Origin of the sequence: Streptomyces sp. NRRL S-337 (assembly GCF_000720175.1) — a bacterium.
In the GTDB taxonomy this organism is placed as follows: domain Bacteria; phylum Actinomycetota; class Actinomycetes; order Streptomycetales; family Streptomycetaceae; genus Streptomyces; species Streptomyces siderophoricus.
On the sequence record NZ_JOIX01000005.1, the window covers coordinates 78,443 to 104,006 of the forward strand.

Here is a 25,564-nt window from a genome sequence, read left to right on the forward strand (position 1 = left end):
AACGCCCTGATCCGGTGCTGCTCCGGCGCTGATCACGGCCGTGGCACGGCACGGAACGGCAGCACATACCGTGACACTCACGCTCAAAACCCCGGCTAACAGGAAACATCAGTATGTGATCTAGAATCGACGGATGATCTTCATTGTCGTCAAGTTCCCCGTGAAGCCCGAGCACGCCGAAGAGTGGCCGCAGCACGTCCACGCCTTCACCAGTGCCACCCGTGCCGAACCCGGCAACCTCTGGTTCGAGTGGTCACGCAGCCTGGAGGACCCGAACACCTACGTCCTCGTCGAGGCGTTCCAGGACGACGCCGGCGAGGCGCACGTCAACTCCGACCACTTCCGGGCCGGTCTGGAAGCCATGCGCCCGCTGCTGCGCCGTACCCCCGAGATCGTGAGCACCACCATCGAGGGCGCCCACGGCTGGAGCGCGATGGGCGAACTCACCATCGGCTGACGAGACGGACGAGGCTGACGAGGCTGACAAGGCCGACGAGACGGACGAGACGGACGAGACGAACGAGACGGACGACGAGCGGGGGCACCGGCACCGGCCCGCTCAGCCGACCAGATGGTCGAGGAACCAGTCCCGGGCGAGCTCGGACACCCGGTCCAGGGCGCCGTGCTCCTCGAAGAGGTGGGTGGCGCCGGGGACGACGTCGAGACGGGTCTCGCAGCGCAGCGCGGATTCCGCCTCGCGGTTGAGGTCGAGGACCAGCGGGTCGTTGCCGCCGACGATCAGCAGGGTCGGTGCGCGGACGCCGGCCAGCAGCGGCCCGGCGAGGTCCGGGCGGCCGCCGCGGGAGACCACGGCGCCGATGTCCGCGCTCGGGGAGGCGGCGGCCCTTAGCGCGGCGGCGGCCCCGGTGCTCGCGCCGAAGTAGCCGATCGGCACGGGGACGCGGCCGCGCAGCCACTCCGTGGCGTCGGTCAGCCGCTCGGCCAGCGTCTCGACGGCGAAGACGTTCGCCCGGTTGGCTTCCTCCGCCGGTGTGAGCAGGTCGAAGAGCAGGGTGCCCAGGCCCGCCCGGTTGAGGGCGGTGGCGACCAGGCGGTTACGGGGGCTGTGCCGGCTGCTGCCCGAGCCGTGGGCGAACATCACGACCGCCTTGGCGCCCGCCGGCAAGCTCAGATCGCCGGTCAGCCGGACCCCGGCGGCGTCGATGGCCACTTCCTCCTCGACGTCCACGTCCACCACGGGGGCCGCGCCCTCCTCGGAACCCACGCCTTCCCCGGCGCCCGGATTCTCGTCGGCGGCCGCGCCGGCACCCGTACCGGGCCGGGCGGCGGCCTGCGCCAGCAGGGAGACCACTTCGTCGTCGGGGGTCTGGGAGAAGTCCTGATACCACTCGCCCACGGCGGAGAACCCGAACGGCGTGGAGAGACAGACGAATTCATCGGCGCTGCTGCGGAGCCGTTCGGCCGCGTCCGGAGGCGCCACCGGCACGGCCAGCACCACCCGGGCCGCGCCCTGCGCCCGTACCACCTCACAGGCGGCGGCCGCCGTGGAGCCGGTCGCGATACCGTCGTCCACCAGGATCGCGGTCCGTCCCTTGAGGGACAGCCGGGGGCGTCCGGCGCGGAACTTCTCCGCCTGGCGCACCAGTTCCGCCTCCTCGGTGCGCTCGACGGACGCCAGGTCCGCCTGGCCGAGGTGGCCGCGACGGACGATGTCATCGCTGATCACCCGCACGCCGCCCTCACCGATGGCGCCGAAGCCCAGCTCACGCTGGTACGGGACGCCCAGTTTGCGGACCACGATCACATCGAGCGGGGCGTTCAGCGCCCGCGCCACCTGGAAGGCCACCGGGACCCCGCCCCGCGGCAGGCCCAGCACCACGGGGTCTTCCTGCGCCAGCTGCCGCAGCGCTTCGGCAAGGCGCTGACCTGCGTCGACGCGGTCGGTGAACAGCACGATGGGCACCCCCTGCCCAGGCGACGGATGTCACGTCCACACCAGTCCCGGACCCCGTACACCTGTCTCCGACGTAACCGCAAGTGGGGGGCGGGCGCAAGTCGGGCCGGTCGCCGTCGGCCGTACACCGGCCGGATGCCGCCGACCGTGGTTACCGTCGTGCACATGGAACACATCCGGGCGGTACTGATCGATATCGACGGGGTGCTCACGGTGTCCTGGAAGGCGCTGCCGGGCGCCGTCGAGGCCATGGAACGACTGCGCGCCGCGGACCTCCCGCTGGCCCTGGTCACCAACACCACCTCGCGCACCCGCGCCGAGATCGCCCGGCGACTGAGCGGGGAGGGCTTCCCCGTCAGCGCCGACGACATCCTCACCGCACCCGCGGTCACCGCCGCCTACCTGCAAGAACACCATCCGGACGCCCGATGTCTGCTGATCAACAGCGGTGACGTCCGGGCCGACCTGGAAGGCGTCGAGATCGTGCAGGGGACGGAGCGACCGGAGACGGACCGACCGGAGACGGACTCCGGGGCGGCGCCGGATGTGGTGGTCTTCGGAGGGGCGGGCGAGGAATTCAGCTACCCGGCGCTGAACGCGGCGTTCCGGCATCTGCGGTCCGGTGCCCGGCTCGTCGCCATGCACCGCAATCTGTACTGGCGCACGGCACAGGGGCTGGACCTGGACACCGGCGCCTTCCTCCTGGGCCTGGAACGGGCCGCCCGGGTCGATGCCGTGGTCACCGGAAAGCCGTCCGAGGCGTTCTTCGCCGCCGCACTGGCGCACCTGGGCACGTCCGCCGCCGACACGCTGATGGTGGGTGACGACGTCGAGTCGGACGTGCTCGCGGCCCAGCGCTGCGGGATCACCGGCGTGTTGGTGCGGACCGGCAAGTACCAGCAGGAGGCCGTAGAGGCGGCCGACGGGACCCCGGACCGGGTCATCGACTCGTTCGCCGATCTGCCGGCGCTGCTGGGCCGCTGAGCAGCGCGGCGATGTCCGTCGCCGCCCAGTGGCCGTGGGCGCCCGGGCAGCCGGCCAGATAGCCGGCGGCGCGGCGTGCGCTCCAACCGTGGGAGGCGATGATCCCGGCCGCGATGTGGCGCAGATAGGCCGCGGACGGTGGGTTCAGGTCGACGGCTCCGTCATCACTGCTCCAGGGGGCCGTGAACGTCAGCACCGGCAGGCCCTCCAGCCGCCCGGCACACACCAGCGTTTCGTAGCGGCCCGGGCCGATGCGCGCCCTTCCCGCACGCAGCACCTCCGTGAGATCGAGTTCCCCGCCCGGTTCCCGGTACATCTCCTGGGCGGCGATGTCGGAGAACTGCTGAGCGGTCAGGAGGTAGAGCCGCGCGGGGAGTTCGGCGGCCCGGCCGTCGGTGCCGTGCGGCGGGTGCGGGGCGCGGTGGTCGGGGTCGTAGAAGGCGCGGCCGCCGGTCCACACCTGCGACGTGGTGGCGAAGTACATCCGGCCGGGCAGCATGACCGGCTCGGTACGGGCGGGCGGGCTGGGGTCCCGGCAGCCGGGATAGCTGCGCAGCCCGCCGGGCGGACGCCCGCCGGCCAGGTAGTACGTCAACCGGTCGAGGTGCATGTTGGAGCCGTAGGCGGCGTACCACAGGTGACGCTCGCCGTCCGGGCGGGCGGTGGCGTCATCGAGGCGTCGTGGCCTGGTCACGTCTTCACGCTACGCGCCGGGGGAGGCATCGCGCCTGCTCCGCCCCCGTGCGGTCGCCCGAGGGCCGGAAATGGCCTGACCCGGCCGGGTCGGCGAAATGAGGGCGGCGGCGCGGGTTTTGCGCGGAATCAGCTGGAGAAGCGCACTGGGCGGAAAGGGTCGCCCGAAGGACGGAGGCAGTGTGCCGGACAGCGCGGCAGGAACCGGAACGGACCGGACAGCACGGCGGACAACGGAGGGAGCGCCGGGGAGGGCAGCGGGCGTCGGCCGCCGGGGGGTGCTCGCGGCGACCGCGGCGGCCGGCCTCACGCTGCTCACCGGCTGCGGGGAGGCGCCGTCCGCCGGCCGCTCGGACGCCAAGCCCGCTCCCCGGCCCTCGCCCGCCTCGCCCGGCGCGTCCGCCCCGCACGGTTCTCCCGCCCCGGCCCGGACACCGCACCGCCCGCACCGGCCCCGCCCCGAACTCCCGCGGGGTGGCCGGGAGTTGTTCCCGCGGTACCGGATGGTCGGCTTCTGCGGTCTGCCCGGTGCGGCGGCGCTCGGCCGGCTCGGGACCGGCGATCCGGCGGAGCGCGCCGACGAGATCGAGAAGACGGCCCGCCGTTTTGCGGCGGGGCGCGAACCGCTGCCCGTACTGGAGCTGCTGGCCGTGGTCGCCAACTCCACCCCCGGCCCGGACGGCAGCTACCGTTCCCGGACGCCCGCCGCGACGATCGCCCGCTTCCACCGGCTGGCACGCCGCCGGCGGGCGATGCTGCTGCTGAACGTCCAGCCCGGGCGGGCGGCGGTGCTCGACGAGGTCAAGGCGCTGCGGGAGTGGCTGGTCCACCCGGACGTGGGGGTGGCGCTGGACCCCGAGTGGGAGATGGGCCCCGGCGACATACCGGGCGACTCCTACGGGCGGACCGACGGCCATGAGCTGACCTCGGTGGCCCGCTATCTGTCGGGACTGGTCGAGGCGCACGATCTGCCGGAGAAACCGCTGGTCTTCCATCAGGTCGCCACGTCCGTCGTACGGGAGCAGTCCGCGCTGCGGCCGCAGCCGGGCGTGGCGCTGATCAAGAGCGCCGACGGCATCGGCTCGCCGGGGCTCAAACGCGGTACGTGGAAGCGGCTGGTGCGCGACCTGCCGGACGGGCTGCACACCGGTTTCAAGCTCTTCTACGAGGAGGACGCGCAGGGCGGCGGCCGCCTGATGACGCCGAAGGAGGTGCTGGCGCTCAGGCCGCAACCCGAGTACGTGATGTATGAGTGAGCAGGCCGTCCGCCGGTGAACGGGAACGCAGACCGTCCACGGGCGGACGGGAACTCAGTACCAGTGCCGGTCCGCCCGTTCCCGCCAGGCGTCGTAGGCGCGGGCGCCCAGCTCCGGGTGGAGCTGCTCCATCGTGATCGCGCGCCGGTCGAGCGGTTTGCCGAATTCCTCGTACTGGAACGAGTCGTCGAACCCCAGTTTCCGGGTCTCCTCCAGATCGCAGCTGAAATACACCGCGTCCAGCCGCGCCCAGTAGATGGCGCTCAGGCACATCGGGCACGGTGCGCCGCTGACGTAGATCGAGCAGCCTCGCAGCATACGGGCGCGTGCGGGGACCGGGTCGGAGGAGCCTTCCGGGCGCGGTACGTAGGCCAGGGTGCTTTCGTCCTGGCGCTCCCGGGAAATGGACGGGGCCTCGGGGTTGAGCCGGCGCACGGCCTCGCGGATGCATTCCACCTCGGCGTGCGCGGTGGGGTCGCCGGTGAGCAGGACGCGGTTCTGGCCGCGGGCGACGATCTCGCCGTCGCGGGTGAGCACCGTGCCGAAGGGGCCGCCCCAGCCGTTCTCCACGGATTCGGTGGCGAGCCGCGCCGCCTCCGCCATGAGGTCCTCCGGGTCCATCGCGCACCCTCCGATCGGCATCGCCCTTCGCGCGGAATCGGGGAAACCGGCTGAGCCGGCGGCCCGTTCGGCGCGGAAATTGCTTGTGGGTGAGGCTACTTCACGGCGGGCCCACCTGCGCCGCGGGCCGTACGGAGGCACCATGGCCCTATGTTGCTGGCCGATCTCGCGCAGGTGTCAGGGGAGGTGGCCGCGACCTCCGCGCGGTCGCGGAAGATCGCGCTGCTGGCCGGGCTGTTCCGGGCCGCGGCGCCGGAGGACGTCCCGGTGGTCATCCCGTATCTGGCCGGGCGGCTGCCCCAGGGGCGGATCGGGGTGGGCTGGAGCGTGCTGCGCGAGCCGGTTCCGGCGGCGGAGCGGGCCACGCTGACCGTAGGGGAGGCGGACGCGGCGCTGACCGGGCTGGCCGGGGTCGCCGGGGCCGGGGCGCAGGCGGAGCGGCGCCGGCGGGTGCGGGAGCTGCTGGGCGCGGCGACCGCCGAGGAGCAGCGGTTCCTGGTCGGGCTGCTCACCGGCGAGGTGCGCCAGGGCGCGCTGGACGCCCTCGCGGTCGAGGGGCTGGCCGCGGCGACCGAGGTGCCCGCCGAGGACGTCCGGCGGGCGGTGATGCTCGCGGGCTCGCTGCAGGACGTGGCCCGGGCGCTGCTCGCGGAGGGGCCGGCGGCGCTGACCCGCTTCCGGCTGACCGTCGGCCGGCCGGTCGGGCCGATGCTGGCGCACAGCGCGAAATCGCTGTCCGAGGCCATCGACAAACTGGGGGCCTGCGCCGTGGAGGAGAAGCTGGACGGCATCCGCGTCCAGGTGCACCGGGACGGCCCGGACGTACGGATCTACACCCGCACGCTGGACGAGGTCACCGGGCGGCTGCCCGAGGTGACCGCCGCCGCCCGGGAGCTGCCGGCCACCCGCTTCATCCTCGACGGTGAGGTGATCGCCCTCGGACGAAGCGGTCGCCCGGTGCCGTTCCAGCAGGTCGCGGGACGGTTCGGGTCACGGGTCGATGTCGCCGCCGCGCAGGCCGCGCTGCCGCTCTCCGCCGTCTTCTTCGACGTCCTGGCGGTGGACGGCCGGGAACTGCTGGAACTGCCGGGCGCGCGGCGGCATGCGGAGCTGGCGCGGCTGGTGCCGGAGCCGATGCGGGTGCGGCGCTGTGTGGTCGAGGACCCGGCCGACGCCGCGGCCCGCGCGGCCGCCGAGGAGTTCTGGACCCGGACCCTCGACCGCGGCCACGAGGGCGTCATGGTCAAGGCGCTCGACGCCCCGTACAGCGCGGGCCGCCGGGGCGCCGCCTGGCTGAAGGTGAAGCCGGTGCACACCCTCGATCTGGTGGTGCTCGCGGCGGAGTGGGGGCACGGCCGGCGCACCGGAATGCTGTCCAACCTCCACCTGGGCGCCCGCGACCCGGACGGCGGGTTCGTCATGCTCGGCAAGACCTTCAAGGGGCTCACCGACACCGTCCTCGCCTGGCAGACCGAGCGGCTGCGGGAGCTCGCGGTGTCCGACGACGGGCATGTGGTGACCGTGCGGCCGGAACTCGTCGTGGAGATCGCCTACGACGGGCTGCAGACGTCCTCCCGCTACCCGGCGGGGGTGACGCTGCGGTTCGCGCGCGTGGTGCGCTACCGGGACGACAAGACGGCCGCGGAGGCGGACACGGTGGGCACCGTCCTCGCCGCGCATCCCGGCGGGGAGGCGTAGGCCGTGGTGGCGCGGCGCAGCGCCGGGTTGCTGCTGTACCGGAGTGGCGGGGCCGGCGTCGAGGTGCTGCTGGCGCACATGGGCGGCCCGCTGTGGGCCCGGCGGGACGCGGGCGCCTGGTCCGTGCCCAAGGGTGAGTATCTGCCGCCCGAGGAGCCGTGGGCCGCCGCCCGGCGGGAGTTCGAGGAGGAGCTAGGGATGCCGCCGCCCGACGGCCCCTGTCTGCCGCTGGGGGAGACCCGGCAGTCCGGCGGCAAGGTGGTGACCGTGTGGGCCGTCGAGGGCGATCTCGACCCGGAACGGATCGTGCCCGGCACCTTCACCATGGAATGGCCGCGCGGCTCCGGTACGGTCCGCAGCTTCCCGGAGATCGACCGGGTGGCGTGGTTCTCCCCGGACGAGGCACACGGGCGGCTGGTGACGGGGCAGCGGGTGTTCCTGGAACGCCTCGCCGAGCGGCTCACGGCCGCCGACTGACCTCCGGCGTCCGCCGAGGCCCCGCGCCCTGGCCGGAACCGGCCGCCGGGCCGCCGCGCACCGCGCCCCGCGCTCCCCGCCTTCACCACCTGTGCACACGCCCGGCCGCCCCTCGCCCTGGACACCCCGTCCCCGGCCCGGCAGGCTGGCGGCGGGGCCCGGGGGAGGCCCGGAACACAGGGCTCCCGCAACGGGGTCATGAGCATGCCGCGGGGGCCGCATGTTGCGCATCCACTTCGAGGACCGGGACGTCGCGCGGGTGCAGATCGCCGCGGAACCCGATCCGCTCTGGGAAACGGTGCTGGCGATGCACCAGCTGGTGCCGGCCGGTCCCGCAGTGCCGGTGTACGCGGCCTGGCGGTCCCGGGCCCGGCGCGAGCTGGACGCGCGCGGGCTGGCCCGGGCCGCCCGGCTGATCAGCGTCCTCGCCCCGGCCGGCGCCCGCTACTTCCCGGACTTCCTCACCCCCGACGCGGCCCGCGAGGGGCTCGCCGCGGGCCTGGCGGCGCTCCGCGCCACGCCCGCCGAACGGCTGGTCGCGGAGGCCGCCCGGGCCGCGCTGCCGGCCCGGCTGCCGCGCTGGACCGGTGCGCTGGCCGCGGGCAGCCGGCAGCCGCTCGACGAACTGGCCGCCGCTTTTGAGGAGGTGCACCGTGCGGTGGTCGCGCCCGACTGGACACAGGTGGCCGCCACGGTCGGCTGCGACCGCGCCACCCGGACCCGCGCGTTCTGCCGCGGCGGGGTGGACGGCATGCTCAACTCCCTGCGTCCCTCCGCGAGTTGGGATCCGCCGGTGCTGTCCGTGGACTATCCCTGCGAGCGCGAGCTGCATCTGCGCGGCCGCGGGCTGCGGCTGATCCCGTCCCACTTCTGCTGGCGCCGGCCCATCGCGCTCGCCGACCCCGGCCTGCCGCCGGTCCTCGTCCACCCGGTGGAACACCCGACCGGCTGGGCGCCGGCCGCCCCCCGCGGCTGCCGCCCAAAGGCCCTGTCCGCCCTGCTCGGCCGCACCCGGGCCCGGGTCCTCGCCGCCCTCGACGCGCCCGCCACAACCGGTGAACTCGCCCGCCGCCTACGGGTCTCCGCGCCGTCGGCCAGCGAGCACGTCAGCGCGCTGCGCGACGCCGGCCTGGCCCGCAGCCGGCGCGACGGCGGTTGCGTCGTCCATGCCCTCACCCCGCTCGGCACCGCGCTGCTGCACGGCGAGCTCGCGCCGGCACGCCTGCCGGAGTGAGGGCGGGACGCTTCCTACGGGCAGACCTGGATCTTGCGGCCCTGTCCGGCCCGGAACCGGCCGAGCGCCTCGGCGTAGCGGTCCAGGGGGAGGCGGTCGCTGATGAAGACCTCCGGGTCGAGGACGCCCGCCGCGAAGAGTTCCGCGGCGCGTTCGTAGCTGTGCAGGACGGCCATCGAGCCGGTGATGGTGATCTCCTGGTTGTAGATCCGGTACGGCTCGATGACGGCGCGGGCGGCGTAGTCGGCGACGCCGAACTGGAGGAACGTGCCGCCCTTGCCGACCCGGCCGAGCGCGTCCTGGATGGCGCGTTCGTTGCCGGTGGCGTCGATGACCACGTCCCAGCCGCGCGGCCGGTCCAGCTCGTCGGCGGAGCCGGCGGCGTTGCTGCAGCCCAGCGTGCGGGCGGTGGCCAGCCGCTCGGGGTTGATGTCGATGACGTCCACGCCGGCCGCACCGGTCCGCTTGGCCAGCTCCAGCATCATCAGGCCCATCGTGCCCGACCCGTAGATCAACACCTGGCTGCCCAGTTGTTGGGAGCGCAGGATGTCGTAGCCGCGGACCGCGCAGGACAGCGGCTCGATCAGGGCCGCGTCCTCGGTGCGGACGTGGTCGGGCAGCTTGACGCAGTTCGCGACCGGTGCCACGGCGAACTCGGCGGCGCCGCCGGCCGTGGTCACCCCGATCGCGGCCCAGCGCTCGCAGAGGTTGTTGCGGCCGATCCGGCAGTAGTGGCACTCGTGGCAGTACAGGGAGGGGTCGACGGCCACCCGGTCGCCCTCGGCGAGCTCGGTGACCGCGCTGCCGGTCGCGACGACCGTACCGGCGAACTCGTGGCCCGGCACGACCGGCAGGGTGGGCGCGAACTCACCCTGGAGGATGTGCAGATCGGTGCCGCACAGCCCGCAGGCGGCGACCTGGACCACGACCTCGCGGGGCCCGGGGGTGGGGTCGTCCACGGTGGTGACCTCGACCTTGCCGGGGGCGCTGATCAGTGCGGCCTTCATTTCACGGTTCCCTTCGTTGCACGGCCGCGAGTCATTTCACGGCTCCGAGCGACAGGCCCTGGACGAGTTTGTCCTGGGCGGCGAACCCGGCGACGAGCACCGGGAGCGAGATGACGGTGGCGGCGGCGCACACCTTGGCCAGGAACAGGCCCTGGCTGGTCACGAGTCCGGTCAGGAACACCGGCGCGGTGCCGGCCACGATCCCGGTCAGGACCCGGGCGAACAGCAGCTCGTTCCAGCTGAAGATGAAGGAGATCAGCGCCGTCGCGGCGATGCCGGGCAGGGCGACCGGGGCCACGATGCGGGTCAGCGTGGTGGTCAGCCCGGCACCGTCGATCGAGGCCGCCTCCAGCATCTCCACCGGCACCTCGGCGAGGAAAGACCGCATCATCCACACCGCGATCGGCAGGTTCATCGACGTGTAGAGGATGACCAGCAGCCAGATGCTGTCGAGCAGCCCGGTGTTCTGGGCGACGAGGTACACCGGCAGCAGCCCGGCCACCAGCGGCAGCATCTTCGTGGAGAGGAAGAAGAAGAGGACGTCGCTCCACTTCCGCACCGGCTTGATGGCCAGGGCGTACGCGGCCGGGACGGCGAGCGCCAGCACGAGCAGGGTGGAAACCACCGATGCCGTCAGGGAGTTGAGCAGCGGCGGCCAGGGGCTGACGCCGCTGTCCGCGCCGAAGAACTCCCGGTAGCCGTGCAGGCTCAGCCCCGCGCCGACGCTCGGCGGGTTGGTCGCCGCGTCCGCCTCGCTGTGGAAGGACGTCAGCACCATCCAGGCGACCGGCAGGAAGAAGGCGATGCCGCACAGCCAGGCCGCCAGGCCCAGCAGGCTCCCGGTCCGCCGTGGGCGCCGGGTCAGGGGTGCGCGGTTCATCGGGTGACCTCCTCGCGCAGCAGGGACGAGACGGTACGCAGCGCGAAGGTCGCCACGAGCAGGGAGCACACGACCACGACGACGCCCTGCGCGGACGCCCGTCCGTAGTCGTGGGCCTGGTAGAAGGTCTGGTAGATGGTGTACGGGAGGTTGGCGGTGCCCAGGCCCCCGGACGTGATGGTGAACACCGCGTCGAAGTTCTGGACGACGTAGACGGTGCCCAGCAGCGCGGCCAGTTCGAGGTAGCGGCGCAGATGCGGCAGGGTGAGGTAGCGGAAGATGTCGAAGGCGGAGGCCCCGTCCATCCGGGCCGCCTCGACCGCGTCGGTCGCCCGGCTCTGCAGCCCGGCCAGCAGGATCAGCATCATGAACGGTGTCCACTGCCAGATCAGCGACACCTCGACGGCGGCCAGCGGCACGTCGGTCATCCAGTCCGGCTGCGGTGCGTTGTCACTGCCGAACAGTCCCCATATCCAGGTCAGCGAGCCGTTGATCAGCCCGTACGAGGCGTTGTAGAGGGCGTGCTTCCACAGCAGCGCGGAGGCCACCGGGACGACCAGGAACGGGGTGATGAGCAGCGTCCGGACGATGCCGCGGCCGCGGAAGCCGCGGTCCAGCAGCAGCGCCAGGCCCAGCCCGAGCGCCAGGCTGACCAGCACCACGGTCACGGTCAGCAGCACCGTCGTGCCCACCGAGGACCGCAGTGCCGGATCGGTGAAGACCGCCCGGTAGTTGGCGAGGGCGGCGAAGCCGCGGTGGTCGGGGGCCAGCGCGTTCCAGCGGGTGAAGGAGATCACCACCGTCGCCACGAACGGGAGCTGGGTGACGACGATCAGGAAGACCAGGGCGGGCAGGAGCGGGGCGCGCCGGGCCCAGTCCTTGGCCCGCCCGGCGCGGCGGGCGCGGGCGACCGGTCCGCCGGCCGGCGGTGCTCCCGGACGCGCGGCCTTGCGGGCCGGCTCAGTGGTCTGCGTAGGCATCGGACACCTCCTGCGCCAGTCGCTGGCTCGCGGTAAGGGCCTCGGGCACGCTCTGCTTGCCGGCGATGGCCGCGCTGATCTCGTGCGAGACCTTGGTGCCGAGGTCGGAGAATTCGGGGATACCGACGAACTGGATCCCGGGGGCGGGGCGTTGCTGGACGCCGGGGTCGCCGGGCCGGGCCGAGCCGATGGCGTGCCGGGTGGCCGCGGCGAAGGCGCCGGCGGACCGGGTGTAGTCGGGGTTGCGGTAGAGCGAGGCCCGTTTTCCGCCGGGCACCCTCGACCAGCCCAGTTCGCGGCCCACCAGCCGTTCGTAGGAGGCGCCCGAGGCCCAGCGGATGAACTTCCAGGCCGCGTCCTGGTGCGTGCTGGCCTTCTGCACGCCCCAGGCCCAGGTGTAGAGCCAGCCGGAGTTGCGGGTGCGTTCGACCGGCGCGGGGGCGTAGCCGATCCTGCCGGCAACCTTGGAGCCGGTGGTTTCCAGGGAGCCGGCGCCGGCGGTGGCGTCGTACCACATGGCGACCTTGCCCTGCTGCATGTCGTTGAGGCACTCGGTGTAGCCGGCCTGCGGGGCACCCGCCTCGCCGTGCTTGCGGACCAGATCGACGTAGAACCGGGTGGCCCGGGTGAATTCCGGGCTGTCGACCCGTGCCTTCCAGTCCTTGGTGAACCACGTTCCGCCGAAGGTGTTGACGACGGTGGTCAGCGGGGCGGCCAGCTGGCCCCAGCCGGGCTGGCCGCGCAGGCAGATGCCCTTCATGCCCTTGCGGAATCCGTCCAACTTGGCTGCCAGCGCGGCCACTTGGTGCCAGGTGGGGTGGGCCGGCATGGTCAGACCGGCGGCCTTGAGCAGGTCCTTGCGGTACATCAGGAAGGACGATTCGCCGTAGAACGGCTCCGCGTAGATCTTGCCGTCGGCGGCGGTGAGGGAGCTGCGGAGCGGCGGGAGGATGTCGTTCTGGTCGAACGTCCGGTCCTTGCCGGCACGGGTGCCGAGCTCCGCCAGCCAGCCGTTGCGGGCGTAGATGGGGGTCTCGTAATTGCTGACGCTGGCCACGTCGTACTGGCCGGCCTGGCTGGAGAAGTCCTGGCTCATCTTGTCGCGCAGGTCGTCCTCCGGCAGCACGGTGAAGTTGACCTTGATGCCGGTCTCCTTGGTGAAGTGCTCGGCGGTGAGCCGTTGCAGATCCACCATCTGCGGGTTGTTGACCATCAGGACGTTCAGGGTGTCGGCGCCGTCGTTGCCGGCGTCACCGGCGCCGCGGTAGCAGCCGGTGGTGGACAGCGACAGGGCCAGGGTCAGGGCGGTGAGCCCTGCCGCGCGGGGGCCGCGGCGTGGCCCGGGGGATCGTGCTCGCACGGCTCATACCTCTCTTTTTCACTGCATGTCGGCATGTCGGGGATACGAAGTCGTGCCGAGGCACGGCGGGGGAACCGCACGAGGGCCCGCGGTGCGGGTGCGGCCTCGGCGGCGGCTGGTGGTGTGGTGCGGACCGGTTCGGTCCGGGCCTTGGGTCAGACCCGGAGCACCTGCGGCCCCAGGAGGGAGTAGCGGTGGGCCTCCGGCGCGGACAGCCCCGCGTCGGTGACGATCGTGTCGAAGTCGCCGACCTCGGCGAACCGGCAGAAGCTGCTGGCGCCGAATTTGCTGTGCACCCCGACCAGCACCCGCCGCCGCGAGGAGCGGACGGCCTGCTCCTTCACCTCCGCGACCGCCGGGTCGGGGGTGGTCAGTCCGTGCTCCCGGGAGACGCCGTTCGCCCCGAGGAACGCCAGGTCGATCACGAACCGGGAGAGCATGTCGCGGGCCCAGGACCCCACCGTCGCCTGCGTCCCGGAGCGCACCCGGCCGCCGGCGAGCAGCACGGTGGCGGACTCCGCGGCGGAGACCAGGGACGCGGTTCGCAGCGAGGCGGTGATCACGGTCAGCGGGCGGTCGGTCGGCAGCAGCATGGCGACCAGTTCCGGGGTGTAGCCCTCGTCGACGAACACCGTCTCGGCGGAGCCGACCAGCTCCGCGGCCGCCGCGGCGATCCGCCGCTTCTCGGCCACCTGCTGGGTCTCCCGCCGGGCGAGCGTGGTCTCGAAACCGGCGCTCTCGACCGGGTACGCGGCCCCGTGCGTCCGCCGGACCAGCCCGCGGCGCTCCAGCTCGCTCAGGTCGCGGCGGACCGTCTCGCGGGCCACGCCGAACTCGGCCGCGGCGTCGGCGACCTCGACCCGGCCGGACTGCCGGGCCAGCGCGAGGATGCGGTGCTGGCGTTCCTCGGCCCTCATGGCTCACTCCTGCCCGGTGTCCGGTGGTTTCCGGTGGCTTCCGTTCGGTCACGGGCCTGCCCGTTTCCGCCCGCATCAGGTTTATAGCAACCGGGGCCGACCGAAGTCCTGCCCGTCGGGACAGAAAAACTGCCCGTTTTTGCCCGCTCCGGACCGCTTCTGCACCGGCCGGGGCCCCGGGCGGCTGCCCGTACCGCTCCTGTGGGGTGCCCGTGGCCCACCGCGGCCGCCCGATCGGATCCGGCCGCCCGGAGCGGTGGTGCCGGCCGCAGCGCCGCATAGTCTGGACGGCATGAGCTCGGAGATGCGGTCGTTGGCGGTCACCTCGGTCGTGGAGGCGGAGGAGTGCGCGGTGCTGCGGGTCAGCGGGGAACTCGACCTCCGCACCGAGCAGGCGTTCCTCGCCGAAGCGCGGTCGGTGGTCTCGGCCGGCCACCGCTTCCTCGTACTGGACCTGACCGCCCTGCGCTTCTGCGACTCCCGGGGGCTCAGCTGCCTGCTGGCCCTGGAATGGCTCTGCCGCCGCCTGGAGGGCCGGCTGCTGCTGGCCTCCCTCGGCGTACGGATGCTCCGGTTGCTGGTCGGCACCCAGTCCCTGGGCGTCTTCTCCTGCTACCCGACGGTCGGCCATGCGCTGGCCGCCGTCCCCGACGGCGCCCGCCCGGCCTGGCCGCCCGCCGTCGAGGACCCGTCCGTGTGAAGCGGCGGTTCACCCGGGTGACGGCCCCGGGCAGCGCATCCCCAGCCACGCCCCGTTGAACCGGGCGAAGGTGATCTTCCGGTACGGGCCGGACTCGTAGAGCAGCCCGAACGTGCCGTCCGCCAGCCGGGTCAGCGTCGAGTACGCGGCCGGCCCCGGCACCACGGTCCGGGACACCGGCCAGCTCTCCCCGTCGTCGCACGAGCCCCGCACGGTGAGGTTCTCCCGGGCCCGGGCGCTCGCCGTATTGCTGAACAGCAGCCAGTGCGCCCGCGGCCGGCCGGCCCGGGCCGCCGGGTCGTACCGCAGGATCGAGGCGTTGTTGGCCGGGTCGGGCAGCTCGTCGTCGGCCGCCGGGGCGCTGTAGGACAGCCCACCGTCCCGGGAGTGCGCGACCAGCCGCCGGGGCGTGCTCGTGGTGCGGCTGTTGAGCAGCACCCGCCCGTCGGCCAGCTCGACGGTCTTGTTCTCGTCCATCCGCGGCCCCACCGGCGTCCCCAGCCGCCAGGTCGCCCCGTGGTCGTCGCTGTACGCGCTCGCCGCCCACATGCTGCCGTCCGCCTTGCGGAACGCGTACTGCTGCAGCAGCCGCCCGCCGGACAGCTGGCTGCCGGAACCGGACGAGGCGAAGATGCCGCGCCAGGACGGGTCCTTGAGGGCGCGGGTGATCCGGCGGTGCCGCCAGCTGCGGCCGCCGTCGTCGGAATAGCTGTAATCGGTGTGCAGCACGGAGGTGCTGTCGTGCGCGTTGCCGGTGCCCGCGGTGCCGAAGCCGACCCCCTTGGGCGCGTACGCGTGGAAGAGGAAGATCCGCCCGGTCGTCCGGTCCACCAGCAGGCTCGGGTCCCCGGCACCGACCCCGCCGTCGTAGTCCACCGCCGCCCGCGGCGCGCTCCAGGTGCGCCCCTTGTCGACGCTGCGCCGCACCATCACGTCCACGTCGCCCGGCAGATCGGCCGCGCTGTGGTTCCGCCGGTCGTACGCCGCGATCAGCGTGCCGTCCGGCAGCGTGGCCAGCGCGGGAATGCGGTACGTGTGCGCGCCCTGCCCGGACACCGCCAGATCCGTGGTCTCGAACAGCGCCCCTCGGCCGGCTCCCGGGACCGGCACGGCGGCGGGGACCCCCGGCGCGGCCGGCAGGGCAGCACCGACCCCCGCGGCGAGCAGCACGGCCAGCGTGCGGAAGCGGGCGGCTGCGGGCACCGGGACCTCCAGGCGGACACGACGGCGGCCGCTCCAGCCTGCGCGAGGGCGTCCCGGCGGGCGCGCCGACCGGCCCCGTCGGGGTGACCGGACCGCGCGCCCGGAGCAGCCGGCCACCTTGCGCAACCCCGCCCCGCCCAGAACCCTGGGACCGGGAACCCGGCAGTTCCGGAACCCGGGACACCGCGTCCACCGCCCGCCCCATGGACGCGCGACGGCATGCCCGTCATCCTCTGCACCACCGGTGCCCGACCGGCACCGGCTCCCGCACCTCGACACGGGAAGGCGGACCGGATGGCCTCCACCGCGGCACCGGCGACGGCCGCAGAGCCCCTCCCGGAACGGGCCGACGTGGTGATCGTCGGCGGCGGGGTGATCGGCGCGAGCATCGCCTTCCACCTGGCCGAGGCGGGCGTCGGCCGGGTGCTCCTGCTGGAGCGCGACCGGCCCGCGTCCGGGTCCTCCGGCAAGCCGATCGGCGGCGTCCGCGCCCAGTTCTCCGACCCGCTCAACATCCGGCTCGGCCTGCGCAGCCTGGCCGCCTGGCGGGACTTCACCCGCCGGCCCGGCGCCGACATCGGCCTGACCACCGTCGGCTACCTCTTCCTCCTCGCCGACGACCGCGAACTGGCCGTCTTCACCGAGGGCGTCGAGACCCAGAACCGGCACGGCGTCCCCAGCCGCATCGTCGGCCCGCGCGCCGCCCGGGAGTTGTGCCCCTACGTCGACCCCCGCGGCATCGTCGCCGCCGCCTACTCACCCACCGACGGCCACGCCCTGCCCCGCGCCGCGGTCGCCGGCTATCTGCGCGCCGCCCGCCGGCTCGGCGCGACCGTCCGCACCCGCTGCCCGGTCACCGCCGTCGACACCGCGGACGGCGTGATCCGTGCCGTGCACACCCCGCACGGCACGGTCCGCACCTCCACCGTCGTCTGCTGCGCGGGCGCCTGGTCCCGGGCCGTCGGCGCGCTGGCCGGGGTCGCCCTCCCGGTCACCCCGCTGCGCCGGCAGATCGCCTTCACCGGCCCGCTGCACCCCGCCCCGCCCCGGATCCCCTTCACCCTCGACTTCGGCTCCACCCTCTACTTCCACAACGACGGCGCCGGCGGCCTGCTCATGGGCCTGTCCGACCCCCGCCAACCCCCGGGATTCGGGCGGGAGTTCAGCCGCGAATGGCTGGCCCCGCTGCGCACCGCCGCGGCCCGCCGGGCCCCGGACCTCGCCCGCCTCCCGGTCGCCGACGGCTGGGCCGGCCTCTACGAGATGACCCCCGACCGCAACGCGCTGATCGGCGAGGCCGGCCGCCCCTGCCGGTTCCTGTACGCCACCGGCTTCTCCGGCCACGGCTTCCTCCAGGCCCCGGCCGTCGGCGAACTCGTCCGCGACCTCTACCTGGGCCGCGAGCCGTTCCTTGACATCGGCCCGCTCGCCGCGACCCGCTTCGACGGCGGCGCGCCGCCCGCGGCCCGCCCGGAGGCCCACATCATCTGACCCCGCCCGGCACCCGTCCCGTCCCCGTCCCCCCGGAGCTGCGTATGGTCCCCACCTGGCAACTGCGCGCCGCGTTCGCCCGCCGGCTGTCCGGCATGTACGGCACCGAAGTCCCCGCGTACACCACGCTGCTGGAGGTGACCGGGCAGATCAACGACGAGGTCGCGGCCCGCGACCCGGAGGCCGGCCGGCTCGGCGGCCCGGGCCGGGTCGGCGTGGAACGGCACGGTGCCATCCGCGTCGGCACACCGGAGGAACTCCGGCAGGCCGCCCAGGTCTTCGCGGCGCTCGGCATGCACCCGGTGGGCTTCTACGACCTTCGGGACGCCGGCGAGGGCGCGGTGCCGGTCGTCTCCACGGCCTTCCGGCCGACCGACCCCGAGGAACTGGAACGCAACCCCTTCCGGGTCTTCACCTCCCTCCTGACCACCTCCGACCGCCGCTTCTTCGGCCCGGACCTCGCCGCCCGGCTCGACGCCTTCCTCGCCCGCCGGCAGCTCTTCCCGCCCGAACTCCTCGCCCTGGCCGCCCGCGCCGAGGCCGGGGGCGGGCTCCCCGACCCCCAGGCAGAACGTTTCCTCACCCTCGCGGCCGCCGCGTTCGCCCTCTCACCGGAGCCGGTCGACCGCGCCTGGTACACCGAACTGGAACGGGTCTGTGCCGTCGCCGCCGACATCGGCGGGGTGACGACCACCCACCTCAACCACCTCACCCCGCGCGTCCTGGACATCGACGCCCTCCACCGCCGCATGGGCGAACGCGGCATCACCATGATCGACCGGATCCAGGGACCCCCGCGCTGGGAGGGCCCGGACGTCCTGCTGCGCCAGACCTCCTTCCGGGCCCTGGCCGAGACCCGGACGTTCCGCGAGCCCGACGGCCGGCTCACCCGCGGCGCACTGCGCGTCCGGTTCGGCGAGGTCGAGGCGCGCGGGATCGCGCTCACCCGCGCCGGCCGGGCCCGCTACGACCACCTCATGGCCGAGACCGACCGCCGCACGGCACTGCGCCCGGGCGCCGACCGGCAGCGGACCGCCCGCTGCCTCTGGCTCCAGGGCTTCCCCGGCTCCGAACACCAACTCGCCGTCTCCCACCTGGCGTTCTTCACCTACCGCCCGGAGCCCGCGCGCCCCCGGGACGGCCGGCGCCCGCCCGCCGACCTGGCCGGCCTGCTCACCCACGGCTGGCTCACCGCCCACCCGATCGTCTACGAGGACTTCCTGCCGCGCTCCGCCGCCGGCATCTTCCGCTCCAACCTCACCGGGGCGGGCCGCCACGACGCGGAGCTGGCCGGCGCACCCTTCGACGCCGACCGGCTGTCCGGGGCGATCGGCCGCCCGGTGGCCGACCCGTACGCGCTCTACGCCGGGCAGCAGGACCGTTCGCTGCGGCAGGCGCTGTTCACCCTCCGGGCGGGTGCCGCGCTACGCGCCCTGGACCACGGGGAACTGATCGACGCGGAACCCGTCCCCGCCCCCTGAACGCCCCTTCGCCCCTTCTCACCCCAGGAGCGCGACATGCCCGCCGCCACCCCCGCCGGCCCCCGGCTCCCCGACACCGCCGCGCTGCGCGCCCGCGCGGCCACCGCCCTCCGCCGCTGCGGCGCCGACCTCGACGCCGTCGCGGCCGCCTCCGGCAAGACCCTCCCGGCCCGTACGCCCCTCACCGGCGGCCTCCTCGCCGACCTCGCCGCCACCACGCCGGAGCAGATCGACGCGGCCGTCGCCGAGGCGCACCGGACGTTCCAGGAGTGGCGCACGGTGCCCGCGCCGCGGCGCGGGGCGCTCGTCAAGCGGCTGGGCGCGCTGCTGACCGCCCATCAGGAGGACCTCGCCGACCTGGTCACCATCGAGGCCGGCAAGATCCGCTCCGAGGCGCTCGGCGAGGTCCAGGAGATGATCGACATCTGCGATTTCGCGGTCGGCCTGTCCCGGCAGCTCTACGGCCGCACCATCGCCGGCGAACGCCCCGGCCACCGGCTCTCCGAGAGCTGGCACCCGCTCGGCGTGGTCGGTGTGCTCTCCGCCTTCAACTTCCCGGTCGCCGTGTGGTCCTGGAACACCGCGATCGCCCTGGTCTGCGGCGACCCGGTGGTCTGGAAACCGTCCGAGCTCACCCCGCTCACCGCGCTGGCCTGCGACGCGCTGCTCGCGCGGGCCGCCGCCGACACCGGCGCGCCCGCCGGGGTGCACCGGCTGCTGCTCGGCGCCCGGGACTGCGGGGAGCACCTGGTCGACGACCCGCGGGTGGCCCTGGTCAGCGCGACCGGCTCGGTCCGCATGGGCCGCGAGGTCGCGCCCCGGGTGGCCGCCCGGTTCGGCCGTTGCCTGCTCGAACTCGGCGGCAACAACGCGGCCGTGGTCACCCCGTCGGCCGATCTGGACCTGACCGTCCGCGCCGTGGTCTTCTCCGCCGCCGGCACCGCGGGCCAGCGCTGTACGACGCTGCGGCGGCTGATCGTCCACGAGGACGTCGCCGACCGCTTCCTCACGCGGATCGTCCGTGCGTACCAACAGCTGCCGCTGGGCGACCCGTTCGACCCGGCCACCCTGGTCGGCCCGCTGATCGGCCCCGCCGCCCGCACGGCGATGTCCGAGGCGCTGGCCGCCGCGCAGCGGGCCGGCGGCAAGCTGCTGACCGGTGGCGAGCGGTGCCTGGCGGACGAGGCCCCGGAGGCCGCCTACCTGCGCCCGGCGATCGTGCGGATGCCCGAACAGAACGCGATCGTCCGCACCGAGACCTTCGCGCCGATCCTCTACGTCCTGACCTACCGCACCTTCGAGGAGGCGCTCGCACTGCACAACGACGTGCCGCAGGGGCTGTCCTCCAGCATCTTCACCCGCGACCAGCGCGAGGCCGAACGCTTCCTCGCCGCCGACGGGTCCGACTGCGGGATCGCCAACGTCAACATCGGCACGTCGGGGGCGGAGGTCGGGGGCGCCTTCGGCGGGGAGAAGGAGACCGGCGGCGGCCGCGAGTCCGGCTCCGATGCCTGGCGTGCCTATATGCGCCGGGCCACCAACACCGTCAACTACTCGACGGACCTCCCGCTTGCCCAGGGTGTCAGCTTCGGGTGACCACCGCCTGGCCGGCCGCCCGGCTACCAGGTCCGGCCGAGGTCCCGGACCAGGGTGGGGGAGGGGCGCGGGATCTCGCCGAAGTCCTCGTCGTCGCTGTCCACCACGAGCTGGTTGATCACGTGCTCCAGGGCGGCCGGCAGGGTGGGGGCGAGCCCGCTGTGCCACTGGACCAGGAGGTTGTGCCGGGCCGCGTCCGGGAGCAGCTGCTTCTCGTCGAACGCGGCCACCGAGGGACGCTCCTCATCGGGCCCGTGCGCGGCCTGCTCCCGCCAGTACGCGGCGTCGCGGTATTCGCCGTTGCGGCGGTGCGAGAGGTACAGGCAGTAGGCGGCGGTCCGGCTGCCGGCGCCGGCGCCGAAGTGCCACCAGAAGTGCGCCGCGTCGGTGCGGCCCGTGATGTGCAGCAGACAGGCGAAGACCAGCGCACCCTCGGGGTCGATGTGGTGGTCGTCGACCAGCCGCTCCAGGCTGGCCGCGGCCGCCGCGGCGTTCACCACCAGCGCACAGGCCAGCTGGAGTTCATGGGTGGCCTCGTCCCGGGTACTCGGATAGCCGCTCGGCGCCGCCCGGTCGGCCCGGACCGGCAGCCCGGCCGGCCCGGCCCCGTCCGCCGCGAGGGCGCCCGCCGGTACGGGGACGCCGATCCGGCGGGGGCCGCCGGGCGGCGTCGGCCCGCCGAGACCGTACAGCCCCGCCGGTCCGTCGGTCCCGGCGACCGCGGCGGCGGCGCTGAGCAGCGTCTCAACGGTCTCCCGCCGCCCGGTGGAATGGGTGTGCGACATGGTCAGTTCCCCCTGGGATTTCCCTGATCGATTCCGAGCGCCGCGGCGAGCTTGCGCTTGCCGCGGCTCGCGTAGGAGCGGACGGTGACTTCGTCGACGCCGAGCAGGGCGCCGATCTGGGCGTCGCTGTAGCCGATGACGTGCCGGAGCACGATCACGTCGCACTGCCGCTCCGGCAGTCTGGCGATCGCCGCGTACAGCCCCAACTGGCTTTCCAGCATGGCGAATTGCTGCTGGCACTCGCGCAGCAGGGCATGGGTGACCACGGCGAAGGCGGCGGTCTCGGTGAGGGCGGTGGGCTGCTGGTGGTCGTAGAGCCACTCCACCACCCGCTCCTTGAGGACCGACCAGGCGTACGCCTCCACCGACGCCTGCCGCAGCGCGTGCGGCCACAGCCGGCCGAGCTGCTCGTAGGCGGCGAGCGCGACCTCGCGGGCCGCGGGCTCGCTGCCCGTGTGCAGATAGGCGTAGGTGAGCCACTTGCGGGCATGGGTCGCGAGGAACGCCTCGAAGGTTATGGACAGCTGGCGGTCGGACCGGGCCGGTGTGACAGGCGGAAGCGGGCACCGGGGGAGCGCGGCTAACTCCGTGATGAGGGTGTGCGCCGGGGCGCACGCCGGTAGAAGTCGGTCCCGGTCTGCGCTCACGAGCAGTCCTCGTTCCGTTTGCCGTGCGCCGCTGACCGGGTGGCGGGGTCCCGAGGACAGCGGGAGGGCGGTTTGCCCTCACCCTCCAATGAACCGGAAACAGGGCCCGTTTGTGGCACGAGGGGCGCAAAAATCTTCCGCTGCGTATTCATATGACTACCCATGACGATGGCATGTGACGAATCGTGACACCGGCATGGCGGGCTGTCACTGCCTGCGCGGGTGTGCGCCCCGCATGATCCGGCCGTCACCGGGCAGAGCTCCCACAGTCCAGCGCACAACGGCCGAAAGCCCGCGCTGGGGGCGCACGCTTCCTTCGCATGCGCCCCCGGCCCGCCCGGCCGGCGGCGCTGTGTCCGAGTGTGAGCCGTACCTGGGGAGGCAGCGGACGATGAACGAACACGAGCCCGTGGTGGACCTACAGCTGGACCGGGCCCACTCGTCCCGGATCTACGACTACTTCCTGGGCGGCAAGACCAACTTCCTGGCCGACCGGATGGCCGCCGGCAGCGTGCTCGGAGTGTTCCCCGCCGCACTGGTCGCGGCCCGCATCAACCGCGAGTTCATGCACCGCGCCACCCGCTTCCTCGCCGAGTCCGGCCTGCGCCAGTTCCTCGACATCGGCACCGGCATCCCCACCCCGCCCAACCTGCACGACATCGCCCAGGGCAGCGCCCCCGACGCCCGGGTCGTCTACACCGACAACGACCCGATCGTCCTCGCGCACGCCGCGGCCCTGCTGCTCAGCACCCCCGAGGGCCGCACCGCCTACGTCCAGGCCGACGTCACCGACCCCGGGGGCATCCTCGGCGCGCCGCAACTCCTCGACACCCTCGATCTGTCCCGGCCGGTCGCCCTCAGCCTCAACGCCCTGATGCACTTCGTCCCCGACGACGGCCGGGACCGCGCCCACACCATCGTCGAAACCCTCAAGGCGGCCCTCCCCAGCGGCTCCACGCTCGCCATGAGCCACGCCACCGCGGACTTCGCCCCCGAGACGATGCAGAAGATCCTCAAGATCTACGGCGATGCCGGGACCCGCCTGCAGTTCCGCTCCCGCCCCGAGTTCCTCCGCTTCTTCGACGGCTGGGACCTGCTGGAGCCGGGCATCGCCCTCTCGCACCAGTGGCGCCCGGACGACCCTGCCGACGCCACCCACGTCACCGACGCCGAGGCCGCCTGCTACGCGGCCGTCGCCCGCAAGCCCTGACGCGAGGAGAGCCGGGCGCCGACAGCGGGCCGGAAGCGGGCCGGACGGGGCCGCCCCGCCCGCTCATTCCTTCCGGTACCCGTACGCCTCCCCGGCCGCCGCCGCGACCGCGTCCAGATCCGCCCCGGCCGAGGCGGTGACCACCGCGGCCACCGCACCCTCCACGAAGGGGGCGTCCACCAGCCGTGCGCCCTCGGGGAGTTCGTCCCCCTCGGCGAGCAGCGCCTTGACGGTCAGCACCGCGCTGCCCAGATCCACCAGCAGCGCCACCCCGGCACCGCGGTCCACCCGCCGGGCCGCCTCGGTGATCAGCTCCGCGCTGGTGCCCAGCCCGCCGTCCGGGGTGCCGCCGGCGGCGGCCACCGGCGCCTTGGCGCCGCCCCCCGCCAGCCCGACGGCCAGCGCGGCCACGGACTCCGCGACCGGCCCGCTGTGCGACACCAGCACCACCCCGACCAGCGCCTGCGCGCCGCCGGCCGGGCCCTGGCCGCTCACCTCGCCACCGCCGCTCACCTCGCCACCTCGGCGAGTGCCGCGAACAGCAGCGCCGAGGACGTGGCCCCCGGGTCCTGGTGCCCGATGCTGCGCTCGCCGAGATAACTCGCCCGCCCCTTCTTGGCCAGCATCGGCACCGTCGAGCGCGCGCCTTCCTCGGCCGCCCCGGCCGCCGCCTCGAAGGACGTGGCCAGCCCTGCCACGGCGGGCACCAGCGCATCCAGCATCGTCTTGTCACCCGGCGCCGACCCGCCCAGCTTCCCCACCGCGTCCACGCCGGCCCCCAGCCCGGCCCGCAGCTCCTCGGCGGACACCTGCGCCGCATCGCCCAACGCCTTGCCCGTACGCCGCAGCAGCGTGCCGTACAGCGGTCCGGACGCCCCGCCCACGCTGGAGATCAGCTGCCGCCCGGCCGCGGTCAGCACCGCGCCGGGCGTGGCCGGCGGCTCCGCCTCCACCATCTTCACCACGGCCGCGAAACCACGCTGCATGTTCGTGCCGTGGTCGGCGTCACCGATGGCCGAGTCCAGCTCGGTGAGCCGCTCCGCCTCCCGGTCGATGGCGGCGGCCGCCGCCGTCATCCAGCGTACGAAGAACGCGGCATCCAGGGCCGTTCCGGACACGGACCACTCTCCTCAGATCGAGTTGCTCTCGGTTCACCTGCGGCAACGGGTACCCAGCTACATACACGGGCACCAGGACGGGTAAACGGCCCGGCGCCGCCGGGGGATCCGCTAGCGGCCCCACCGGAGCCCGGCCGTCTGCACCGGCGCGTCCCACAACCGCAGCAGCTCCCCGTCCACCTGGCACAGCGTCACCGAACAGCCCGCCATGTCCAGCGACGTCACGTAGTTGCCGACGAGCGTACGGGCCACCGCCACCTTGCGCTCGTCGAGCACCCGGCGCACCTCCGCGGAGAACCCGTACAGCTCCAGCAGCGGTGTCGCGCCCATGCCGTTGACCAGCACCAGCACCGGCAGCCGCGGTTCGAGGTCCTCCAGGACCGCGTCCAGCGCGAAGTCCGCGATCTCCCGCGAGGTCATCATCGGCCGCCGCTCCCGCCCCGGCTCACCGTGGATGCCCACCCCCAACTCCAGCTCACCGGCGGGCAGATCGAACGTCGGGCTGCCCTTGGCCGGCGTCGTGCAGGCGCTCAGCGCCACCCCGAAGCTGCGTGAGGACCGGACGACCTGCCGGGCCACCGCCTCCACCCGCTCCAGCGGCATGCCTTCCTCGGCCGCCGCTCCGGCGATCTTCTCCACGAACAGCGTCGCGCCCGTGCCGCGCCGCCCGGCCGTGAACGTCGAGTCCGTCACCGCCACGTCGTCGTCCACCAGCACGCTGGCGACCTGGATCCCCTCGTCCTCCGCCAGTTCCGCCGCCATCTGGAAGTTGAGCACGTCCCCGGTGTAGTTCTTCACCACGAACAGCACCCCGCGCCCGCTGTCCACCGCGGCCGCCGCCCGCACCATCTGGTCCGGTACGGGCGAGGTGAACACCTCTCCGGGGCACGCCGCGTCCAGCATCCCGGGCCCGACGAAGCCCGCGTGCAGCGGCTCGTGCCCGCTGCCGCCCCCGGACACCAGCGCCACCTTCTCCGTCACCGGCGCGTCCCGCCGCACCACCACCCGGTTCTCGGCGTCCACCACCAGCTCCGGATGCGCGGCGGCCATCCCCCGCAGCGCATCACCGACGACGGTCTCCGGCACGTTGATCAGCATCCTCATGGGTACCTCCTGGCGAGACTAACAGGTGTGCCTGTGACCGGCGTCTTTGCAGGTCAGAGTGTCTATGCAGCATTGTTGATCTTGGCGGTCCATGGCGGGCGCAAGCGACCTCCAGCGGGACTGATGCTGACCTCATGCTGACTCTACTGATGCTCCGTCAGCTATTGGGTCGAGGACTCGACACGGCTGGTGAGATCGCTCCAAGGG

At 73.7% G+C, this 25,564-nt stretch carries 25 protein-coding genes; 11 read left to right on the forward strand and 14 right to left on the reverse strand.

All coding sequences use genetic code 11. The annotated features are described in order from the left end of the window. Positions 1–133 precede the first annotated feature (133 nt). Complete coding sequence (locus IG62_RS0106455; RefSeq protein ID WP_030798553.1) at positions 134–457, forward strand: putative quinol monooxygenase; 324 nt, start codon at positions 134–136, stop codon at positions 455–457. 102 nt (positions 458–559) lie between these two features. On the opposite strand, the gene IG62_RS0106460 is transcribed toward IG62_RS0106455, so the two are convergent. After that, on the reverse strand, positions 560–1,915 hold the full coding sequence (locus IG62_RS0106460) for a phosphoribosyltransferase family protein (protein WP_030798554.1): 1,356 nt from the start codon (positions 1,913–1,915) through the stop codon (positions 560–562). Between the two features lie 165 nt (positions 1,916–2,080). Between IG62_RS0106460 and IG62_RS0106465 the strand changes: the two genes are divergently transcribed. Further along, on the forward strand, positions 2,081–2,899 hold the full coding sequence (locus tag IG62_RS0106465) for a TIGR01458 family HAD-type hydrolase (protein ID WP_030798556.1): 819 nt from the start codon (positions 2,081–2,083) through the stop codon (positions 2,897–2,899). Here IG62_RS0106465 and IG62_RS0106470 read toward each other — a convergent pair. Beyond that, positions 2,856–3,593 (reverse strand): hypothetical protein, encoded by a 738-nt coding sequence (locus tag IG62_RS0106470; protein ID WP_030798558.1) that lies wholly within the window; start codon positions 3,591–3,593, stop codon positions 2,856–2,858. The genes IG62_RS0106465 and IG62_RS0106470 overlap by 44 nt on opposite strands. A gap of 277 nt (positions 3,594–3,870) precedes the next feature. Here IG62_RS0106470 and IG62_RS0106475 point away from each other — a divergent pair, with 277 nt between their 5' ends. Beyond that, positions 3,871–4,848 carry a hypothetical protein gene (locus IG62_RS0106475; protein ID WP_030798560.1) on the forward strand — a complete coding sequence of 326 codons (978 nt, stop codon included), beginning with the start codon at positions 3,871–3,873 and terminating at the stop codon, positions 4,846–4,848. Positions 4,849–4,902: 54 nt separating this feature from the next. On the opposite strand, the gene IG62_RS0106480 is transcribed toward IG62_RS0106475, so the two are convergent. Then, a complete protein-coding gene (locus tag IG62_RS0106480) occupies positions 4,903–5,469 on the reverse strand; it encodes a nucleoside deaminase (RefSeq protein WP_030798562.1) in 567 nt (188 codons plus the stop codon). Between the two features lie 150 nt (positions 5,470–5,619). Between IG62_RS0106480 and IG62_RS0106485 the strand changes: the two genes are divergently transcribed. The 3 genes from IG62_RS0106485 to IG62_RS0106495 all read left to right on the forward strand — a co-directional run bounded on the left by IG62_RS0106485 (position 5,620) and on the right by IG62_RS0106495 (position 8,878). After that, positions 5,620–7,167, forward strand: a complete 1,548-nt coding sequence (locus IG62_RS0106485; protein ID WP_030798564.1) for an ATP-dependent DNA ligase — start codon at positions 5,620–5,622, stop codon at positions 7,165–7,167. A gap of 3 nt (positions 7,168–7,170) precedes the next feature. Further along, positions 7,171–7,644 (forward strand): NUDIX domain-containing protein, encoded by a 474-nt coding sequence (locus tag IG62_RS0106490; RefSeq protein WP_030798566.1) that lies wholly within the window; start codon positions 7,171–7,173, stop codon positions 7,642–7,644. 220 nt (positions 7,645–7,864) lie between these two features. After that, on the forward strand, positions 7,865–8,878 hold the full coding sequence (locus IG62_RS0106495; protein ID WP_030798567.1) for a DUF5937 family protein: 1,014 nt from the start codon (positions 7,865–7,867) through the stop codon (positions 8,876–8,878). Positions 8,879–8,892: 14 nt separating this feature from the next. Here the strand turns inward: IG62_RS0106495 and IG62_RS0106500 are convergent, their stop codons facing one another. From IG62_RS0106500 to IG62_RS0106520, 5 genes are all read right to left on the reverse strand, one after another. After that, positions 8,893–9,885: a zinc-dependent alcohol dehydrogenase family protein gene (locus IG62_RS0106500; protein WP_030798569.1), complete on the reverse strand. Its 993-nt coding sequence runs from the start codon at positions 9,883–9,885 to the stop codon at positions 8,893–8,895. Between the two features lie 31 nt (positions 9,886–9,916). After that, positions 9,917–10,765 (reverse strand): carbohydrate ABC transporter permease, encoded by an 849-nt coding sequence (locus IG62_RS0106505; protein WP_030798571.1) that lies wholly within the window; start codon positions 10,763–10,765, stop codon positions 9,917–9,919. Next, entirely contained in the window at positions 10,762–11,745 is a 984-nt protein-coding gene (locus IG62_RS0106510; protein WP_030798573.1) for a carbohydrate ABC transporter permease, read from the reverse strand. Before IG62_RS0106510 ends, IG62_RS0106505 begins: the two co-directional genes overlap by 4 nt. Next, positions 11,726–13,105 (reverse strand): ABC transporter substrate-binding protein, encoded by a 1,380-nt coding sequence (locus tag IG62_RS0106515; protein ID WP_030798576.1) that lies wholly within the window; start codon positions 13,103–13,105, stop codon positions 11,726–11,728. Before IG62_RS0106515 ends, IG62_RS0106510 begins: the two co-directional genes overlap by 20 nt. A 155-nt stretch (positions 13,106–13,260) precedes the next feature. Next, a complete protein-coding gene (locus tag IG62_RS0106520; RefSeq protein ID WP_030411226.1) occupies positions 13,261–14,022 on the reverse strand; it encodes a DeoR/GlpR family DNA-binding transcription regulator in 762 nt (253 codons plus the stop codon). Positions 14,023–14,314: 292 nt separating this feature from the next. Between IG62_RS0106520 and IG62_RS0106525 the strand changes: the two genes are divergently transcribed. Next, complete coding sequence (locus IG62_RS0106525) at positions 14,315–14,722, forward strand: STAS domain-containing protein (protein WP_374102747.1); 408 nt, start codon at positions 14,315–14,317, stop codon at positions 14,720–14,722. 9 nt (positions 14,723–14,731) lie between these two features. Here IG62_RS0106525 and IG62_RS0106530 read toward each other — a convergent pair whose 3' ends face one another. Then, the gene (locus IG62_RS0106530; RefSeq protein WP_037837879.1) at positions 14,732–15,925 is read right to left on the reverse strand and encodes a sialidase family protein; all 1,194 of its coding nucleotides are present in this window, start codon (positions 15,923–15,925) and stop codon (positions 14,732–14,734) included. A 294-nt stretch (positions 15,926–16,219) separates the two neighbouring features. On the opposite strand from IG62_RS0106530, the gene IG62_RS0106535 reads away from it, so the two are divergent. Genes IG62_RS0106535 through IG62_RS0106545 form a run of 3 tightly spaced genes read left to right on the forward strand, consistent with a single transcriptional unit; the run spans position 16,220 to position 20,493 of the window. Beyond that, on the forward strand, positions 16,220–17,416 hold the full coding sequence (locus IG62_RS0106535) for an NAD(P)/FAD-dependent oxidoreductase (protein WP_030798582.1): 1,197 nt from the start codon (positions 16,220–16,222) through the stop codon (positions 17,414–17,416). 44 nt (positions 17,417–17,460) lie between these two features. After that, on the forward strand, positions 17,461–18,897 hold the full coding sequence (locus tag IG62_RS0106540) for a 2-oxoadipate dioxygenase/decarboxylase family protein (RefSeq protein ID WP_051797693.1): 1,437 nt from the start codon (positions 17,461–17,463) through the stop codon (positions 18,895–18,897). Between the two features lie 36 nt (positions 18,898–18,933). Next, positions 18,934–20,493 carry an aldehyde dehydrogenase family protein gene (locus tag IG62_RS0106545; RefSeq protein WP_030798589.1) on the forward strand — a complete coding sequence of 520 codons (1,560 nt, stop codon included), beginning with the start codon at positions 18,934–18,936 and terminating at the stop codon, positions 20,491–20,493. 23 nt (positions 20,494–20,516) lie between these two features. Here the strand turns inward: IG62_RS0106545 and IG62_RS0106550 are convergent, their stop codons facing one another. Beyond that, positions 20,517–21,278 carry a hypothetical protein gene (locus IG62_RS0106550; protein ID WP_030798592.1) on the reverse strand — a complete coding sequence of 254 codons (762 nt, stop codon included), beginning with the start codon at positions 21,276–21,278 and terminating at the stop codon, positions 20,517–20,519. 2 nt (positions 21,279–21,280) lie between these two features. Further along, entirely contained in the window at positions 21,281–21,925 is a 645-nt protein-coding gene (locus tag IG62_RS0106555; protein ID WP_030798595.1) for an RNA polymerase sigma factor, read from the reverse strand. A gap of 391 nt (positions 21,926–22,316) precedes the next feature. On the opposite strand from IG62_RS0106555, the gene IG62_RS0106560 reads away from it, so the two are divergent. Further along, positions 22,317–23,135, forward strand: a complete 819-nt coding sequence (locus IG62_RS0106560; protein WP_030798597.1) for an SAM-dependent methyltransferase — start codon at positions 22,317–22,319, stop codon at positions 23,133–23,135. 63 nt (positions 23,136–23,198) lie between these two features. Here the strand turns inward: IG62_RS0106560 and IG62_RS0106565 are convergent, their stop codons facing one another. The 3 genes from IG62_RS0106565 to dhaK form a co-directional block, all read right to left on the reverse strand. Beyond that, entirely contained in the window at positions 23,199–23,648 is a 450-nt protein-coding gene (locus IG62_RS0106565) for a PTS-dependent dihydroxyacetone kinase phosphotransferase subunit DhaM (RefSeq protein WP_234326314.1), read from the reverse strand. Then, on the reverse strand, positions 23,645–24,253 hold the full coding sequence (gene dhaL / locus IG62_RS0106570; RefSeq protein WP_030798603.1) for a dihydroxyacetone kinase subunit DhaL: 609 nt from the start codon (positions 24,251–24,253) through the stop codon (positions 23,645–23,647). The genes IG62_RS0106565 and dhaL overlap by 4 nt, the downstream gene beginning before the upstream one ends. A 111-nt stretch (positions 24,254–24,364) precedes the next feature. After that, the gene (gene dhaK, locus IG62_RS0106575; protein ID WP_030798604.1) at positions 24,365–25,357 is read right to left on the reverse strand and encodes a dihydroxyacetone kinase subunit DhaK; all 993 of its coding nucleotides are present in this window, start codon (positions 25,355–25,357) and stop codon (positions 24,365–24,367) included. Positions 25,358–25,564 lie beyond the last annotated feature (207 nt).